We start from the raw sequence: 16,192 nt of genomic DNA, 5'->3' as shown, positions 1-16,192 counted from the left end.
ACCGCACATACTGATCTGAGGTGCGTGTTGTCTGGCCGATCAGAAGCAGTATTGGTACATCGCCTTCGACAGAATATTGATCGTCGGATCGATAAATTCGAACGCGAGAAACTCATCTGGCTGATGGGCCTGATCAATTGAGCCCGGACCGAGGACCAGTGTCGGACACAACTGCTGCAGGAAGGGGGCTTCGGTACAGTAGTTGACCGTTTGTGAAGCGGTATTGCAAATGCCTTCCATGCTGCTGATAAACGGATGGTCGTGCTCGCATTCGTAGCCGGGAATAGGCTCGTGCAGTGGTGTAATAGCAATCCGGCCCGGCCATTTAGTTTCAATCTCTTTCAGCGCGTCACGCAACATATTGTTCAGGCCGTCCAGGCTGATGCCCGGCAAGGGGCGCACGTCGTAGTGCAGTTCACAGCAACCACAGATACGGTTAGCGCTGTCACCGCCGTGAATATGACCGAGATTGAGGGTCGGGCTTGGAATCGCAAATCCCGGATGGTGGTACTCTTTGATCAGACGATCGCGCAGTTGCATCATGGCAAACAGCACTTCATGCATGATCTCAATCGCGTTGACGCCCAGCGCCGGATCGGAGGAGTGGCCGGATTTCCCGGTGACTCGGATCGCATTGGCAACGTGACCTTTGTGACCCCGGATCGGCACCAGACTGGTGGGTTCACCGATGATGCAATAGTCCGGCTTGACTGGCGCATCGGCGGTAAAGTGGCGTGCGCCCAGCATCGTGGTCTCTTCATCGCAGGTGGCGAGGATATAGAGGGGCTTGCTTTGCTTACTCCAGTCGACCTTTTTGACGGCCTCTACAATAAATGCAAAAAAGCCTTTCATGTCGGCTGTCCCGAGCCCGTAAAACCGGTTGTTGTCTTCGGTCAGTGCGTGTGGATCGTAGTTCCAGCGCCCCTGATCGAAGGGGACGGTGTCAGAGTGACCAGCCAGCAGCAATCCGCCTTCCCCCTGACCCTTTTTCGCCAACAGGTTCATTTTACCCGGTTCCACTTCGGTCACCTGCACCTCAAAGCCGAGATCTTTTAACCAGGTGGCAAGCTTTTCAATCACTTTGCTGTTGCCTTCGTCCCAACTCGGGTCGGTAGAACTGATGGAAGAGGTCGAAATCAGGCCACGGTAGACCTCAATAAAACTCGGTAATTGCATATTATCTTCGCTTCTACGGTTGACAGAAATACATTAAATCGGTAAAACACATATTAAATCATATCGAGTGAATAAAAAATCACTATAAGCTCTTTTTTTTAGATTAATAATCACTTTTAAAGTGTGCTTTTTACCTTAAATCGGGATGTCTGAGATGCTTAAAACCACAATCATTGGCGCCAGCGGTTACACCGGGGCCGAGTTGGCCCTCATGGTGGAAAAACACCCTCAACTCACGCTAGCAGGTTTATACGTGTCTGCAAATAGCCTGGATGCCGGAAAGTGTATTTCTCAGTTGCACGGCAAACTCTCCGGTGTGGTGCAGCAGGTGGTGCAGCCTCTGGTGGACGTGGCACAGGTCGCCAAAGAGGCGGATGTGGTGTTTTTGGCAACGGCGCATGAGGTCAGCCATGACATCGCCCCAATACTGCTGGATCACGGTTGCCAAGTGTTTGATTTATCCGGTGCCTTCCGGGTGAAAAATGATGCGTTTTACACCGATTTTTATGGCTTTACACATCAGCACGCCGAGTGGCTGGATAACGCGGCATATGGTCTGGCGGAATGGAATGGCGAGGCTATTAAACAGGCACAGTTGATTGCCGTGGCAGGATGCTACCCGACCGCTTCTCAACTAGCGATCAAGCCTTTGATTTGCGCCGGTTTGCTGGATGTCGGCCAATGGCCTGTGATCAACGCCACCAGTGGTGTCTCTGGTGCCGGGCGTAAAGCCTCGATGACCAACAGCTTCTGTGAAGTGAGCTTGCAGCCATACGGCGTGTTTACGCACCGTCATCAGCCGGAAATTGCCCATCATCTGGGGTGCGACGTAATATTCACGCCTCATCTGGGCAACTTTAAGCGCGGTATTCTGGCGACGATTACCATGAAGTTGCAACCGGGTGTGACCGCAGACGCAATCGAACAGGCTTTTCATCAGGCCTATCAGGATAAGCCGGCGGTTCGAATCAAAACCACCATCCCCCGGATTCAGGACGTTGAATTTACCCCTTTCTGCGATATCAGCTGGAAGGTTCAGGGCGAGCACATCATTGTCATCGCGGCGATCGATAACTTGCTCAAAGGCGCATCGAGTCAAGCGATGCAGTGTTTAAACATTCACTACGGTTTTTCTGAGTTAACTGCGCTGCTGTAAGCAGGCTGAAGGAAACGTTATGACGGATAACAACATGACACCATTGGTGATCAAATTAGGCGGTGCGGCATTGTCTTGCACTGAAACGCTCAGCCAGGTTTTTGGCGCGATTGCTGACTACCAGAATCAGGCTCAGCGACGAATTGTGATCGTCCACGGTGGGGGTTATCTGGTGGACGATCTGATGAGCAAACTTCAGCTCAAAACCGAGAAAAAACACGGTTTGCGGGTGACCCCGTACGATCAGATTCCATTGATTGCCGGCGCTTTGGCGGGCACGGCGAACAAGATGCTACAAGGTCAGGCGATCAAAGATGGCTTGAATGCGGTGGGTCTGAGTCTGGCGGATGGCGGTTTGTGCGTGGTGGAAGAGCTGGACGCGGAGCTTGGCGCGGTTGGCAAAGCGTTGCCCGGCAACTCAGCGGTGTTGCAAGCGATCCTTGCGACCGGTGCACTGCCGATCATCAGTTCCATTGGCCTGACGACGGACGGTCAGATGATGAACGTCAATGCTGACCAGGCGGCCGTCGCTGTTGCGGGGGCGATGGATGCGGAGCTGGTGTTGCTGTCGGACGTCAGCGGTGTGCTGGATGGCAAAGGCCATTTGATTAAGCGACTGGATGAAGTTCAGGCCAATAAGCTGATCGAGGGGCAGGTCATCACCGACGGCATGATCGTCAAAGTCCAAGCGGCGTTACAGGCGGCAGCGGACCTGGGTCGGCCGATAGAAGTGGCCACCTGGCGTTACCCTGAAAAACTGACGCAGCTGTTTGGCGGCACAAGTATTGGGACTCAGTTTTTGCCGCAGTAACCGCGCAAAAACACCCAGACAATTGAAAGAGCAAAGAATGGAAGTATTCCTGAGCACTGACCGCCAGGCGCAGGCTGGGGAAATTAGGAGAGAGAAAATGAGCAAAGTTGAAGTGAATAAAGTTGTTGTCGCATATTCTGGCGGTCTGGATACCTCAGTGATCATCCCGTGGCTGAAAGAGAATTACGATTGTGAAGTGGTCGCGTTTGTGGCTGATGTTGGTCAGGGTGAAGACGAGCTGGTCGGGATTGAAGAGAAAGCCAAGGCATCGGGTGCGTCCGAATGCTACGTGGTTGACCTGAAAGAAGAAATGGTGGCTGAGTACATCTATCCGACGCTGAAAACCGGTGCTTATTATGAAGGGAAATATCTGCTTGGCACGTCAATGGCACGGCCGATCATCGCCAAAGCACAGGTAGAGATTGCACGTCAGGTAGGGGCCGATGCACTGTGTCACGGCTGTACCGGTAAAGGTAATGACCAGGTACGTTTTGAAGGTGCATTTGCGGCACTGGCGCCGGATCTGCATGTGATCGCTCCATGGCGTGAATGGGATCTGGTCAGCCGTGAAGAGTGTCTGGATTACCTGGCTGAGCGTAACATTCCGTGCAGCGCATCACTAACCAAGATTTACTCACGTGACGCAAACGCTTGGCACATCTCAACCGAAGGCGGTGTACTGGAAGATACCTGGAATGCACCGAACGAAGACTGTTGGGTCTGGACCGTGGATCCGGAGCAGGCGCCAAACGAAGCAGAGTATGTCACGCTGAAAGTCGCTAAGGGCGAAGTGGTCTGTGTCGATGGTGAACAGATGACGCCGTACAACGCACTGGTATACCTGAATGAAAAAGGTGCCAAACATGGCGTCGGCCGTATCGACATCGTTGAGAACCGTTTGGTCGGTATGAAATCCCGTGGCTGCTACGAAACTCCGGGAGGCGCCATCATGATGGAAGCGCTGCGCGCTGTAGAGCAACTGGTGCTGGATAAAAGTGCGTTTGAGTTTCGTGAAGAGCTGGGTCTGAAAGCGTCGCATCTGGTGTATGATGGTCGCTGGTTCACACCACTGTGCAAATCTATTCTGGCCGCGTCTGAAGAACTGGCACAGGACGTCAACGGTGAAGTTGTCGTGAAACTGTACAAAGGTCAGGCAACGGTCACGCAGAAGCGCTCCGACAACAGTTTGTATTCCGAAGAGTTCGCCACCTTTGGTGATGACGACGTGTACGATCACAGCCATGCTGGCGGCTTCATCCGCCTGTACTCGCTGTCGAGCCGCATCCGGGCGCTCAATGAAGCCAAAAAGCGTCAGTAACGGTTGTCGTATCGTCAGGCGATAAAATAAATACTCATCTGATGGTGGAACAACAAAGCCCGCTTGTTTATGCAAGCGGGCTTTATTTTTACAGAGATAGGCTCGTTGTAGTGATAAGTTTACCTTGTGAATAAGTATGTTTTAAAAATGAATTTTTACTTTATTTTTTGTTCAACATACCGTAACGTTGACGAACACAAAAAATAACCTGATTGCGAGTCAGGTACCATCGTAGCACAGCAGTGAATAGTGAGCATTAGGAGAGACGCAATGGCATTATGGGGCGGAAGATTTACCCAAGCGGCAGACACACGGTTCAAAGAATTCAACGATTCACTTCGCTTTGACTACCGATTGGCTGAGCAGGACATTGTCGGCTCGATTGCCTGGTCAAAAGCACTGCTGTCAGTCGAGGTACTGACGGATGAAGAGCAGCAGAAGCTAGAGTTGGCGCTGAATGAGCTTAAGCTCGAGGTGATGGAAGACCCACACCAGATCCTGCGTTCCGATGCCGAAGACATTCACTCATGGGTGGAGCAACAGTTGATTGGCAAAGTCGGTGATCTGGGCAAAAAGCTGCATACCGGCCGGTCACGGAACGATCAGGTGGCGACCGATCTGAAACTCTGGTGTCGTCAACAAGGGCACCAACTGCTGATGGCGCTCGATCGGCTTCAGGTCAAAATGGTTGAGGTTGCCAGTCAGCATCAGAACACCGTGTTGCCGGGTTATACTCATTTACAACGGGCACAGCCGGTGACCTTTGCTCACTGGTGTCTGGCCTACGTGGAGATGTTTGAGCGGGACTATTCACGCCTTGCTGACGCGCTCAAGCGGCTCGACACGTGCCCGCTCGGTTCGGGTGCGCTGGCCGGAACCGCTTATGCGATTGATCGGGAAAAACTGGCGCACAATCTGGGTTTTCAGCGTGCTACCCGTAACTCACTCGATTCGGTATCGGATCGCGATCACGTCATGGAACTGATGTCGGTGGCGTCGGTGTCGATGCTCCACCTGTCGCGTCTGGCGGAAGATATGATCTTCTATAATTCGGGGGAGTCCGGTTTTATTGAACTGGCGGATACCGTGACATCAGGCTCGTCGTTGATGCCGCAGAAAAAGAACCCGGATGCTCTGGAGTTGATTCGGGGGAAAACCGGTCGGGTTTACGGCGCTCTGGCGGCCATGATGATGACCGTTAAAGCCTTGCCGTTGGCGTACAACAAAGACATGCAGGAAGACAAAGAAGGCCTGTTTGATGCGCTTGACACCTGGAACGATTGCATGGAAATGGCGGCGTTGTGCTTTGATGGCATTAAAGTGAATGCTGAGCGGACGCTGGAGGCGGCGAAACAGGGGTACGCCAATGCCACTGAACTGGCCGACTATTTAGTGGCCAAGGGGATTCCGTTCCGGGAAGCGCACCACATCGTTGGTGTGGCGGTGGTCGGAGCGATAGAGAAAGGCTGCGCACTGGAAGAGTTGTCACTGCCAGAGCTGAAAGCGTTCTCGGAGGTGATTGAAGCGGATGTGTATGCGATTCTGACCATCGAATCCTGCCTGGAGAAGCGTTGCGCGCTCGGTGGTGTGTCACCCAAGCAGGTCGCTTATGCGGTGAATGAGGCGGAGAAGCGTCTGGATAAACGCGATGCCTCTGCGGTCAAAGTGCGCTCGGCGAGGCTGACGGATATTGAAGCGCTCGAAGGTATGGTGGCTTACTGGGCGAACCTTGGCGAGAACCTGCCGCGCTCGCGCAGTGAGTTGGTGCGCGACATCGGCTCATTTGCTGTCGCCGAACATCACGGGGAAGTCACCGGGTGTGCTTCGCTGTACGTTTATGATTCAGGACTGGCCGAAATCCGTTCACTCGGGATTGAAGCTGGTTGGCAAGGCCAGGGACAGGGCACGGCGATTGTGCAGCACTTGGTGGAGAAAGCGCGTCAGATGGCGATCAAAAAAGTGTTTGTCCTGACCCGTACGCCGGAGTTTTTTATGAAGCAGGCCTTTTTACCGACCTCGAAATCCTTGCTGCCGGAAAAAGTCCTCAAAGACTGTGACCAGTGCCCGCGTCAGCATGCCTGTGATGAAGTGGCGTTGGAGATCAATCTCGTTGAACAAGTTATTACTCGCGTGAATGTTGCTTAACTGATTGATTGTTATCGATGTTTAAGTTTTCTCAGAAAAAAGATCAAAAAAGATCGAATTTTTGGGAACCAATAAGAAAAGGCAGAGTCTATTAAAGTACCACTGCTTTTTCTTAGAAGAATCTAAGAGGGCCCCGAGACTACAGTTTGGTTTTGGGGCTTTTTTGTATCTGGCAGATGGCTCTGACTATTCGGCTGACTGGCGAGTAATGTGCGCTATTTTCTTTGCCGTTTGCGCCAGGGCAGGATCACAAAGCGCATCCACAGATGCAAAAATAGCAACCCGTTAAACGCAAAGCCGGCAATGATCAAACTGATCGACTCAATACTGGCCGGATCGTGACGAAATCCCAGCCACCAGATAATCCAGCACAACACAGATAAGACCGTCAGCTGATCCATGCAGCGCTGACAACGGCCTATTTTCTTCCAGAACCAGTTTTCCTGGCAGTCATGACATCCCATGCCTTCCTCCGCACTCTACCTTGACAGTATATCGCGAAGTCATGAGGTGATCGTCTGGCTTTTTTTAGGGTTGTATTGTCGGGCAAAACAGAGAAACGCCTCTTCGTGCCACAGCAGTGAAGAGGCGTTGGGGGGTGTCCAGGAGTGCGCGATGCGTCAGCCGAATAAGGTTCAGCCCAGGTAGCTTTCCAGCTCTTCGCTGCCACCGATGTGTTTTCCGCCGATAAAGACTTGGGGTACAGTTGAGCGGCCGGAGATGGCACGCAGGCTGACGGTTGTGGCATCTTTGCCCAAGATCACTTCTTCGTATTGCAAACCGTGGTCAATCAGGTTTTGTTTGGCCTTGACGCAGAATGGACAGCCTGGTTTGCTGAATACGGTGATCGACTCCTGCACTTTGTACTCGGGCGCCACATAAGCCAGCATAGTATCTGCGTCAGACACTTTGAACGGGTCGCCCGGTTCATTCGGTTCGATAAACATTTTGGCCACAATGCCGTTTTTGACCAGCATGCTGTAGCGCCAAGAGCGCGGACCAAATCCGAGCTCATTTTTGTTCACCAGCATGCCCATCCCCTGAGTAAACTCACCGTTACCGTCAGGAATGAACGTAATGTTGTCCGCTTCCTGATCGTTTTTCCATGCGTTCATCACAAAAGCATCGTTCACCGATACACATAAGATGGCGTCGACCCCATGTTCTTTAAACACCGGAAACAGCTCGTTGTATCGTGGCAAATGGCTGGATGAGCAGGTCGGCGTGAAGGCACCCGGCAGACTGAAAACGATCACGGTTCGGTTGTTAAACAGCTCGTCGCTGGTGACATTGACCCAGCTATCGCCCTGACGGGTAGGGAAAGTCACTTGTGGTACAGCCTGGCCTTCTTTCGATGCAAACATACGGTTTCCTTCTGATTCTTAGAGTTCGGTCAATGCGACGCGGTAAGTGGTGCGCTGCATGCAATAACGTTATTATCGAAAAAACCTTTTGATAGCTCTAATCGTTTGATGCTATGGTTTTGATAGTTCCTTTCTATTAAATGGGGAGATCAAAACAGCGATGAACATTCGTGATTTTGAATATTTGGTTGCCTTGGCAGAACATAAGCATTTCCGCAAAGCGGCCGAGGCCTGTTTCGTCAGTCAGCCGACACTGAGCGGGCAAATTCGCAAGCTGGAAGATGAGCTAGGTACGGTGCTGCTCGAGCGCAGTAGCCGCCGGGTACTGTTCACCGAGTCGGGCTTGCAACTGGTGGAGCAGGCCAAGCGGGTACTGAACGAAGTCAAAAACTTTCGTGACATGGCCAGCGGTCAAAGTGGCGCCATGAGCGGACCGATGCACATTGGCTTCATTCCCACCGTGGGGCCGTACATATTGCCGCGTATTGTCCCGTTCCTTAAAGACCAGTTCCCTGAGCTGGAGCTTTACCTGCATGAAGCCCAGACCCAGCAACTGGTGCGCGAACTGGAAGATGGCAAGCTCGATTGCCTGGTGCTGGCGTCAGTTGCGGAGACGTCAGCGTTTAAAGAGATTGAAGTGTATAACGAACCTCTGAGTGTTGCGGTGCCGTGCGATCATGAATGGGCCAAGCTGGATGAGGTGGACATGCATGAGCTGAGTGGTAAAACCGTACTGGCGCTGGGGGACGGCCACTGTCTGCGCGATCAGGCACTCGGTTTCTGTTTTGCGGCCGGCGCCAAAGACGATGAGCGTTTTAAGGCCACCAGCCTGGAAACGCTGCGCAATATGGTCGCGGCTGGCGCGGGTATTACTCTCTTGCCAGAGCTGTCACTGCCAGGCGAAAAGCAAAAAGATGGGGTGTGTTACCTCAAAGCGGTCAACCCGGAACCGTCTCGCAGTATTGTACTGGTTTATCGCCCGGGCTCGCCGTTAAGACAGCGTTTTGAACAGCTGGCTGCAGCCATCAAAGCACGTCTGGCCGAGCACCATGCTTCGCAAGCGGCCTGAACTGAATCGGTCATCGGTATAAAAAAGGCTGAAGGTTTCCCTTCAGCCTTTTGCGTTTTAGCCCGGATCAGAACAGGCCTTCGTCGTCTTCACTGTTGCTGTAGATGCTATCGCTGAAGCTGTCGCTGATGTACTCTTTCGGCTCGGTGCCGTTTTCGAAATACTCAAACATTGAACTGCCATCAGTCTTATTGGTCAGCATACCGCTGTCGCGATCAATGCGTACCCGAACGATATTGGCCGGGATCGCTTTGTCTTGCTGTGGCACGCCGTTAAGCGCGGTGCGCATGAACTCAATCCAGGCTGGCTGGGCGGTTTTCGCCCCGGCTTCGGCGCCGGAAATTTGTCCTTTGCCTAAGTTGCGGTTCGGTGTGGTGCGTCCCAGGTTGCGGTTGTGATCGTCAAAGCCGACCCAGGCAATGGCAACGATCCCCGGCGCGTAACCGTTGTACCAGGCGTCTTTGGAATCGTTGGTGGTACCGGTTTTACCGCCGATATCGCGACGTTCCAGTTTCTGAGCCCGCCAGCCGGTGCCATTCCAACCCGTGCCGTCGCGCCAGCTGCCACCACCCCAAATGTTGCTGTACATCATTTCTCGTACCAGGAAGGCCGTCTGAGAGGAGATCACCTGAGGTGCATATGATGGAGTCTCGCTGCTTTCGGTGGTCTCAGTGATGTCGTGCTCAGCAAACTCATTGGCTGCGGTCGGTTGTGGCTCTTGAGGACAGTCCTGACGACAGATGGTTTTCGGCGTAGCCTTGAACAGCTCATCACCAAACGGCCCTTCGGCACGCTTGATGACAAAAGGTTCGATATAGTAACCGCCATTGGCGAAGACTGAGTAACCCTGCGCCAGTTTCATTGGTGTTAGGCTGCCAGCCCCCAGAGCGATGGTCTCAGAGTGCGGCACCTGGTTGATGTCAAAGCCAAAGCGGGGCAGGTAATTCCGGGTTTCATCCAGTCCGACGGCGCGCAGTACACGCACAGCCATGACGTTTTTCGACTGAGCCAGACCAACGCGAAGGCGGGTAGGGCCGACGTAGGTTGGTGGTGAGTTCTTCGGACGCCACGCGGTGCCCTGACTCTTGTCCCATTTGTTGATTGGCGCATCATTGATCAGCGTCGCGAGGGTCATGCCATGGTCGAGCGCGGCGGAGTAAATGAACGGCTTGATACCGGATCCCACCTGACGCACTGACATGGTCACACGGTTAAACTTATTGTGTACGTAGTTAAATCCGCCCACCATTGCCAGCACAGCGCCGTTGTCCGGATTAACGGCGACAAATGCAGTTTGAGCACTTGGTACCTGGCTTAAACGCCATACCTGACGAGCGGGATCCCCCTCTTTTTCTGCCGCCTGACTGACCTGGCGTACCCAGATCTGTTCGCCGACGTTCAGTATATCGCTGGCATTATTCGGGGCTGAGCCCTGACGATTGTCATTGATGAACTTTCTTGCCCAGTCGATCTCATCCCATTGCAGAGTCTGCGCTCCGCGGTTTTTGACTTCGACGGTGGCACTCTTACCGTCAACGTTAGTCACCACTGCCGGGATCAGTTGGCCATACGTCGGTACGTTGTCCAGCTCGGCGTCGATCTGTTTGACCGTCCAGGCTGCTTCGCCATCTTTCCAAAGCACTTTTTCAGCGCCGCGGTAACCATGACGTTCATCGTACCCCAGCAGGTTGTCGATCGCGGCACGGTTGGCCGCTTCCTGCAGCTTAGAATCGATGGTCGTAAAGATCTTCATGCCCGAGGTGTAGGCGTCTTCGCCGTACTGTGCAATCGCCCAGGCCCGGGCCATCTCTGCGGCATACGGTGCATGCAATTGAATCTGTGCGCCATGGTAGCTGGCCACAACGGGCTCAGAATGCGCCTGATCGTATTCCTGTTGCGTGATGTATTTTTCATCCAGCATACGCATCAGTACGACATTGCGGCGCGAGGTCGCCCGCTCAATCGAATACAGCGGGTTCATGGTCGACGGCGCTTTCGGCATACCGGCCAGAACGGCAATTTCGTTCAGGCTCAGATCTTTGAGGTCTTTCCCAAAGTAGACCCGCGCTGCGGCACCGAATCCGTAAGAGCGGTAACCGAGGAAAATCTTATTGACGTACAGCTCCATGATTTCCTGCTTGCTCAGCAACTGTTCAATGTGCACGGCGATAAAGATCTCTTTGACTTTACGCATGATGCTTTTTTCGTTGGTGAGGAAGAAGTTACGAGCCAATTGTTGGGTGATGGTACTCGCCCCTTGTTTAGCATGGCCGGACAGGGCGACCACGAACGCGGCACGGGCAATACCAATCGGATCCACACCCGGGTGCTCATAGAAACGGCTGTCTTCGGTCGCAATCAGCGCTTCGATCAGATGCTGCGGAATTTCGTCGTAGGTGACCGGAATTCGACGTTTTTCACCAAACTGTGAAATCAGCTTCCCGTCTTCGCTGAAGACTTGCATCGGAGTCTCGAGTTTGACGTCTTTGAGCGTCGCGATGTCTGGCAATTCTGGTTTTACGTACAGGTAAAAACCAAAAATTGTACCGACTCCAAGAATCGTGCAAATCAATATAAAAATGAACAATCGCTTTATGAACTTCACCGGATAATCCCTGATTAGTTTAGGCTGCGTATATGCAAACCCTTGTACTCTAAGCTAAAAACTTAGCTCAAAAATTTCGTCGTGTTGTTAAACCACCAACTAAAGCGTTCTGAGCTAAGCATAGTCACTGGAGCTAAGCTGTATGGGTAAATCACTAGTTACTGGCATTGATATCGGTCATCACAGTCTTAAAGCTGTGGTGATCAAACCTGTGTGCGAAGCACACGTATTGGTTGGTTATCATGAGGTGGCAGTAACGAACGCCATATTCTCTGATAACCACAAGTTAAATTATCAGGAAATTGTAAAGAAACTCAAAGAACTAAGGAAGGGATTGCCTTGGTTTAATGGCAAAGTCGCGATATCTGTCCCCGACAATGTGGTAATAACCAAAACTTTACAACTAGATAGCGCCCCTGCTGCGGACGAGGAAGCCTTGGCGGTCAGTGAGGCATTTGTCCGCCAATCGGCGTTTCCGGCGCAAGCGCTGAGTCTGGATTTTGTGCCCGTTTCGTCTGTTGAGCTGCGTTATCAGGTGTATGCCACCAAACGTGAGCTGGTCGAACAGTGGACACGGGTGCTCAAACGGGCCGGTTTGCGTCCGTTGTACATGACGACGGATACACAGGCTCTGTTGCAACTCTGGCAGCAGACTCCTGCGCTGAGCGAGCGCAACGCGTTGCTGGTGGATGTTGGTTTAACGCGTACGTTGATAGGGCGTAATTTTGTCACCCAGCCGGCATTTTACAAGACGCTGGAGCATCGCCCGGCCGGAGACACTCCGCGGTTGGACCCGGAGCAACTGATCAGTCAGCTTCGGCGTGATATTCAGATGTGCCGCTCGGTTTACGGTGAGGAGAGTGTGCAGTGCCTTGTGCTGACTGGCGGGGGCGCGCAGAGTATGGCGCCGCGTTTGTCTGCCGCGTTGGCACTGCCTTGTCAGCTTGAGGTGCCCTGGCCGTTACTGGAACAAATTCCACAAGGTGGCGCTTCTTTTGCGGGCGCGCTTGGTATTGCGCTGCGCGCATTACACTGGCAGGAGTCGCGCTATGGTGCATGACATCAATCTGTTCCCCTGGCGAGAGTTCGAGCAGGCCCGCTACCGGCGCCGCTTTTATCTCATGGCGCTAGTGATGGCGCTGTTAAGCGGCATTGCCTTACGTTTGGGGGGCGCTTACCTCGAGACTCAACAGCAGCATCAGCAACGTCGGATGACCCTGTTGCATCAGCAGCAGGAAGTGCTGGCCCGTCACCACCATCAATGGCTTGAAAGCCGTGAGAGATTCAACGCGCTGGCGCAGCGTCAGGCGATCCTGACAGCCATACAGACGAAGCGTAACCGGACCACAAATCTGCTCAATGCGTTACCCGGGTGGATCCCGGACGGCGTGTATCTGGATACGTTGACGCTCAATGGCCAGCGGGTGCGCCTGAGCGGGGTCGGTGATAACACCGCGACGTTGACTCGTCTGCTGGCCAATCTTGAGCAAGCCAGGCAAGTGAGTGGCATCAATATGCACTCAGTGATCCAGGGAGTCGCACGTTTTGAACGGCCTTTCGCGCAATTTGAGTTGTCTTTTTCTTTGCTCGAAGAGGCGCCTTTGGTGAATGAGAATGACTGAGTGGCGAGCACTGGAACTGACGGATATGGCGGAGTGGCCGCGTATCGCGCAGGGCGGGGCGTTGGTCGCCGGGCTCTTGTTGATGCAACTGCTTGGTTATCAATTTTACTTATCTCCCAAGCTAACGACGCTGCATCAACTGCGTCAGCAGGAGAGCGAGCTCAGTGAGTACCTTGAACGGACGGCGTTGCAGGTGGCGCAGCTTCCGGCTCAGCAACGGCAATTGCGTCAAGCCCAGCAAGCGTTTGACGCGCAGTTGCGCGCGTTACCTGCCGAGCAGGAGCTGGCCAGTTTGCTGGCGGCGGTGAATCAGGCGGGTGTGCAGCACCAACTGACGATCAGCCGCATCGATTGGGGCGCGCGTCAGCGACAGGGCGATCTGTATCGCCTGCCGCTGAATCTGGAATGGAAGGGTGAGTATCACGATATCGGCCGCTTTGTGGCCGCCATTGCGGCGTTGCCAAGATTGATCCATTTCGATGAATTGCGCTGGCAAAGGGTCACGCAAGACAGTGAGCAACTGCAGGTGCGGGCGCGCGCCGTTACTTATCAGTATCAACCTGAGGGAAAGCCGAATGATTAACGTCATGCGTGTGCTGCTGTGGGTCACATTGCTGTGTGGGTGCCGTGCGAATCAGCAGGCGTTGCCGAACTGGACAGTGCCCGCAGACCCTGCTGCCTCCACCGCACCCGACGTGGTGGATAGTGGCGTTCCAACGGCGGTCTATCGCCAATCAGCAGCGCGCTCGCCGTTCGCTCTGCCGCAGGATGTGGTGGTGCCAACAACCGACAAGCCTGCAGCCCGTTGTGGTGTGGCGCCGCCTGCGAGCAGTGTGCCTGTGCGACTGGCTGGTGTGGCCCTCGCATCGCTGCGCTTAACCGGCACCATGGGCAAAGGGAGAGCCATCCGGGCGTTGGTTGCAACGCCACAAGGCCGGGTTGAATCTGTATCGCCGGGAGAGTGGCTGGGCACTGCGGCCGGTCAGGTACTGGAGGTGTCTGATCACCAACTGGTGGTAGAAGAGATTCTCCCCGACGGAGACGGATGCTGGACCCGCCACCCAGTCACGCTGACGATGCAATAAACGACGACGGAAAGGAATTATGAAACACGGATTGTTACGTCCCCACGGCTCACCGACCTTCTATTCATGGTGTGCTCTGCTGCACGCGCTGCTCAGTTTGTCAGTGATGGCCGCCCCTATGAATCAACTGCTGAGCGTCGATTTTGGCCTTGGAGAGTCGCAGCAAGCCAACATTGTGGCGGTGCTGTCGTCTGAAACGGTGGTGCTGGATGTCCGGCGGGTTGAAAGCGGGCTGCTGGTGGAGCTCTTGCACACTCAGGTTGATGATGCGCAACTGGCGATTCTGGATGTGACCGATTTCGCGACACCTGTCTCACGCATAAAGATAAGCCGAACTGCCGATGGGGCGATGTTGCAACTGGCGATTGATGGGGCGTTTGAATACGACTATCGACTCGATGGCGCGCGTTTGGTGATGACGGTTGCTGCGCGTCACACGTCGCCTCAGGAAGCGCGTTTTGCTGCACGTGGCCAGCCTATGTCGATCAACTTCCAGGACATCCCGGTACGCAGTGTGTTGCAGCTGATTGCCGACTACAACCAATTCAATCTGGTGGTCGCTGATTCGGTCAGCGGGAATTTGACTCTGCGTCTGGACGGGGTTCCCTGGCAGCAGATTTTAGACACCATCTTACAGGTCAAAGGCTTGGGGAAGCAGGTTGAGGGCAATGTGGTGTTGGTAGCGCCACTGGCGGAACTGGAGTCGCGGGCTCAGCATCAGCGTCAGGCGCAAAGGGGTGGGGAGCTGCAGTCGGCCATCATACCGGTTCGTTTTGCCAACGCCGCCGATGTGGCAAAGATGTTAGGGGGTGATGGTGCCTTCAGTATGTTGTCGGAGCAAGGCGCGATCTCGGTGGACCAACGGACTAATGCGTTGCTGATCCGTGAATCACCCCTGTTGTTGAGGGAGATCCGGCAGATGGTGGCGGCACTGGATGTGCCGGTCAAACAGGTGCAGATTGAAGCGCGTATTGTCAGTATCAGTGAAGGTAATCTCGATGAACTGGGGGTTCGCTGGGGCTTCAGTACCACACATGGTGACACCAGTGTCGGTGCCAGTATCGAGAGCAATTGGTTCCAGGCGGGTCTGGCAGATGTCGAGCAGTTACCGGTGGATGATTTTCTTAACGTCAATCTCGCCGCCAGTTCTCCGGGAGCGTCGTCGATCGCATTTCAGGTTGCCAAGCTCGGTTCGGATCTGCTGCTCGATCTGGAACTGTCGGCGCTGCAGCGCGAGTCCAAAGCGGAAATTATTTCCAGTCCGAGGCTGATCACCACCAACAAACAGGCGGCGTACATCGAACAGGGCACTGAGATCCCCTATCTGGAATCCACCTCCAGCGGGGCGACGTCGGTGGCGTTTAAAAAAGCGGTACTGAGTCTTAAAGTGACGCCGCAAATCACACCGGATAACCGTTTAATACTGGATTTGAATGTCACGCAGGACCGCCCCGGGGAAGTGGTCAAAACCGGGACAGGGGAAGCCGTGGCGATCAACACTCAGAGGATTGGCACTCAGGTATTGGTCAACAACGGCGAAACCGTGGTGCTGGGCGGTATTTTCCAGCACAACATCATCAACACTACTGACAAGGTGCCACTGCTGGGTGATCTGCCACTGCTCGGGGTGCTGTTCCGCCGCAGTTATGAGCAGTTAGGTAAAAGTGAGCTGCTGATTTTTGTCACTCCGCGTGTGGTGCCGGATCGGCCCAACAGCGATGAGAGAAAAATAAATTTGCATTAGGGGCACCTTATCTAGATAATTTCGGGTCTTATCACGAATTATCGGTGAGGAATAGGTGCCACAAGCATTCCTATCGCAGGCGACTGCCTGATGTCTC

General features: G+C 53.8%; 14 protein-coding genes. 10 read left to right on the top strand and 4 right to left on the bottom strand.

Translation table 11 applies throughout. From position 1 onward, the window contains the following. Positions 1-39 precede the first annotated feature (39 nt). Positions 40-1,176 carry an acetylornithine deacetylase gene (gene argE / locus VPR01S_RS06605; protein WP_021704524.1) on the bottom strand — a complete coding sequence of 379 codons (1,137 nt, stop codon included), beginning with the start codon at positions 1,174-1,176 and terminating at the stop codon, positions 40-42. Positions 1,177-1,330: 154 nt separating this feature from the next. Between argE and argC the strand changes: the two genes are divergently transcribed. The 4 genes from argC (at position 1,331) to argH (ending at position 6,606) form a co-directional block, all read left to right on the top strand. Continuing rightward, entirely contained in the window at positions 1,331-2,332 is a 1,002-nt protein-coding gene (gene argC, locus VPR01S_RS06600; RefSeq protein WP_021704523.1) for an N-acetyl-gamma-glutamyl-phosphate reductase, read from the top strand. A 19-nt stretch (positions 2,333-2,351) separates the two neighbouring features. Then, positions 2,352-3,143, top strand: a complete 792-nt coding sequence (gene argB / locus VPR01S_RS06595; protein WP_021704522.1) for an acetylglutamate kinase — start codon at positions 2,352-2,354, stop codon at positions 3,141-3,143. A 97-nt stretch (positions 3,144-3,240) separates the two neighbouring features. Next, positions 3,241-4,461 (top strand): argininosuccinate synthase, encoded by a 1,221-nt coding sequence (locus tag VPR01S_RS06590; RefSeq protein WP_021704521.1) that lies wholly within the window; start codon positions 3,241-3,243, stop codon positions 4,459-4,461. 270 nt (positions 4,462-4,731) lie between these two features. Then, positions 4,732-6,606, top strand: a complete 1,875-nt coding sequence (argH, locus tag VPR01S_RS06585) for an argininosuccinate lyase (protein ID WP_021704520.1) — start codon at positions 4,732-4,734, stop codon at positions 6,604-6,606. Between the two features lie 215 nt (positions 6,607-6,821). On the opposite strand, the gene VPR01S_RS06580 is transcribed toward argH, so the two are convergent. Together VPR01S_RS06580 and VPR01S_RS06575 are read right to left on the bottom strand one after the other, a co-directional pair. After that, positions 6,822-7,070: a DUF3624 domain-containing protein gene (locus VPR01S_RS06580; protein WP_021704519.1), complete on the bottom strand. Its 249-nt coding sequence runs from the start codon at positions 7,068-7,070 to the stop codon at positions 6,822-6,824. A gap of 171 nt (positions 7,071-7,241) precedes the next feature. Next, positions 7,242-7,970, bottom strand: a complete 729-nt coding sequence (locus VPR01S_RS06575) for a glutathione peroxidase (RefSeq protein WP_021704518.1) — start codon at positions 7,968-7,970, stop codon at positions 7,242-7,244. 160 nt (positions 7,971-8,130) lie between these two features. Here VPR01S_RS06575 and oxyR point away from each other — a divergent pair, with 160 nt between their 5' ends. Further along, positions 8,131-9,039 carry a DNA-binding transcriptional regulator OxyR gene (oxyR, locus tag VPR01S_RS06570; protein WP_021704517.1) on the top strand — a complete coding sequence of 303 codons (909 nt, stop codon included), beginning with the start codon at positions 8,131-8,133 and terminating at the stop codon, positions 9,037-9,039. Between the two features lie 67 nt (positions 9,040-9,106). Here the strand turns inward: oxyR and VPR01S_RS06565 are convergent, their stop codons facing one another. Continuing rightward, complete coding sequence (locus tag VPR01S_RS06565; protein WP_021704516.1) at positions 9,107-11,644, bottom strand: penicillin-binding protein 1A; 2,538 nt, start codon at positions 11,642-11,644, stop codon at positions 9,107-9,109. Positions 11,645-11,786: 142 nt separating this feature from the next. Between VPR01S_RS06565 and pilM the strand changes: the two genes are divergently transcribed. The 5 genes from pilM (at position 11,787) to VPR01S_RS06540 (ending at position 16,095) form a co-directional block, all read left to right on the top strand. Then, positions 11,787-12,704: a type IV pilus biogenesis protein PilM gene (pilM, locus tag VPR01S_RS06560; RefSeq protein ID WP_021704515.1), complete on the top strand. Its 918-nt coding sequence runs from the start codon at positions 11,787-11,789 to the stop codon at positions 12,702-12,704. Beyond that, a complete protein-coding gene (locus VPR01S_RS06555) occupies positions 12,694-13,266 on the top strand; it encodes a PilN domain-containing protein (protein WP_021704514.1) in 573 nt (190 codons plus the stop codon). The genes pilM and VPR01S_RS06555 overlap by 11 nt, the downstream gene beginning before the upstream one ends. Continuing rightward, positions 13,259-13,849 (top strand): type IV pilus inner membrane component PilO, encoded by a 591-nt coding sequence (locus tag VPR01S_RS06550; RefSeq protein WP_040902316.1) that lies wholly within the window; start codon positions 13,259-13,261, stop codon positions 13,847-13,849. Before VPR01S_RS06555 ends, VPR01S_RS06550 begins: the two co-directional genes overlap by 8 nt. Further along, positions 13,842-14,351 carry a pilus assembly protein PilP gene (locus tag VPR01S_RS21935; RefSeq protein WP_021704512.1) on the top strand — a complete coding sequence of 170 codons (510 nt, stop codon included), beginning with the start codon at positions 13,842-13,844 and terminating at the stop codon, positions 14,349-14,351. Before VPR01S_RS06550 ends, VPR01S_RS21935 begins: the two co-directional genes overlap by 8 nt. A gap of 106 nt (positions 14,352-14,457) precedes the next feature. Continuing rightward, a complete protein-coding gene (locus VPR01S_RS06540) occupies positions 14,458-16,095 on the top strand; it encodes a type IV pilus secretin PilQ (protein ID WP_245580778.1) in 1,638 nt (545 codons plus the stop codon). The last annotated feature ends 97 nt before the right edge of the window (positions 16,096-16,192 follow it).

The sequence above is a fragment of the Vibrio proteolyticus NBRC 13287 genome, from assembly GCF_000467125.1.
Taxonomy (GTDB): Bacteria; Pseudomonadota; Gammaproteobacteria; order Enterobacterales; family Vibrionaceae; genus Vibrio; species Vibrio proteolyticus.
Note: the sequence above shows the minus strand (reverse complement) of the source record. Positions and strands in the feature narration are given on the sequence as shown.

Excerpts from the sequence above, each read along its gene's own strand:
- argE (WP_021704524.1), bottom strand. The coding sequence starts at position 1,176 with ATGCAATTACCGAGTTTTATTGAGGTCTACCGTGGCCTGATTTCGACC.
- argC (WP_021704523.1), top strand. The coding sequence starts at position 1,331 with ATGCTTAAAACCACAATCATTGGCGCCAGCGGTTACACCGGGGCCGAG.
- argB (WP_021704522.1), top strand. The coding sequence starts at position 2,352 with ATGACGGATAACAACATGACACCATTGGTGATCAAATTAGGCGGTGCG.
- VPR01S_RS06590 (WP_021704521.1), top strand. The coding sequence starts at position 3,241 with ATGAGCAAAGTTGAAGTGAATAAAGTTGTTGTCGCATATTCTGGCGGT.
- argH (WP_021704520.1), top strand. The coding sequence starts at position 4,732 with ATGGCATTATGGGGCGGAAGATTTACCCAAGCGGCAGACACACGGTTC.
- VPR01S_RS06580 (WP_021704519.1), bottom strand. The coding sequence starts at position 7,070 with ATGGGATGTCATGACTGCCAGGAAAACTGGTTCTGGAAGAAAATAGGC.
- VPR01S_RS06575 (WP_021704518.1), bottom strand. The coding sequence starts at position 7,970 with ATGTTTGCATCGAAAGAAGGCCAGGCTGTACCACAAGTGACTTTCCCT.
- oxyR (WP_021704517.1), top strand. The coding sequence starts at position 8,131 with ATGAACATTCGTGATTTTGAATATTTGGTTGCCTTGGCAGAACATAAG.
- pilM (WP_021704515.1), top strand. The coding sequence starts at position 11,787 with ATGGGTAAATCACTAGTTACTGGCATTGATATCGGTCATCACAGTCTT.
- VPR01S_RS06555 (WP_021704514.1), top strand. The coding sequence starts at position 12,694 with ATGGTGCATGACATCAATCTGTTCCCCTGGCGAGAGTTCGAGCAGGCC.
- VPR01S_RS06550 (WP_040902316.1), top strand. The coding sequence starts at position 13,259 with ATGACTGAGTGGCGAGCACTGGAACTGACGGATATGGCGGAGTGGCCG.
- VPR01S_RS21935 (WP_021704512.1), top strand. The coding sequence starts at position 13,842 with ATGATTAACGTCATGCGTGTGCTGCTGTGGGTCACATTGCTGTGTGGG.
- VPR01S_RS06540 (WP_245580778.1), top strand. The coding sequence starts at position 14,458 with ATGGCCGCCCCTATGAATCAACTGCTGAGCGTCGATTTTGGCCTTGGA.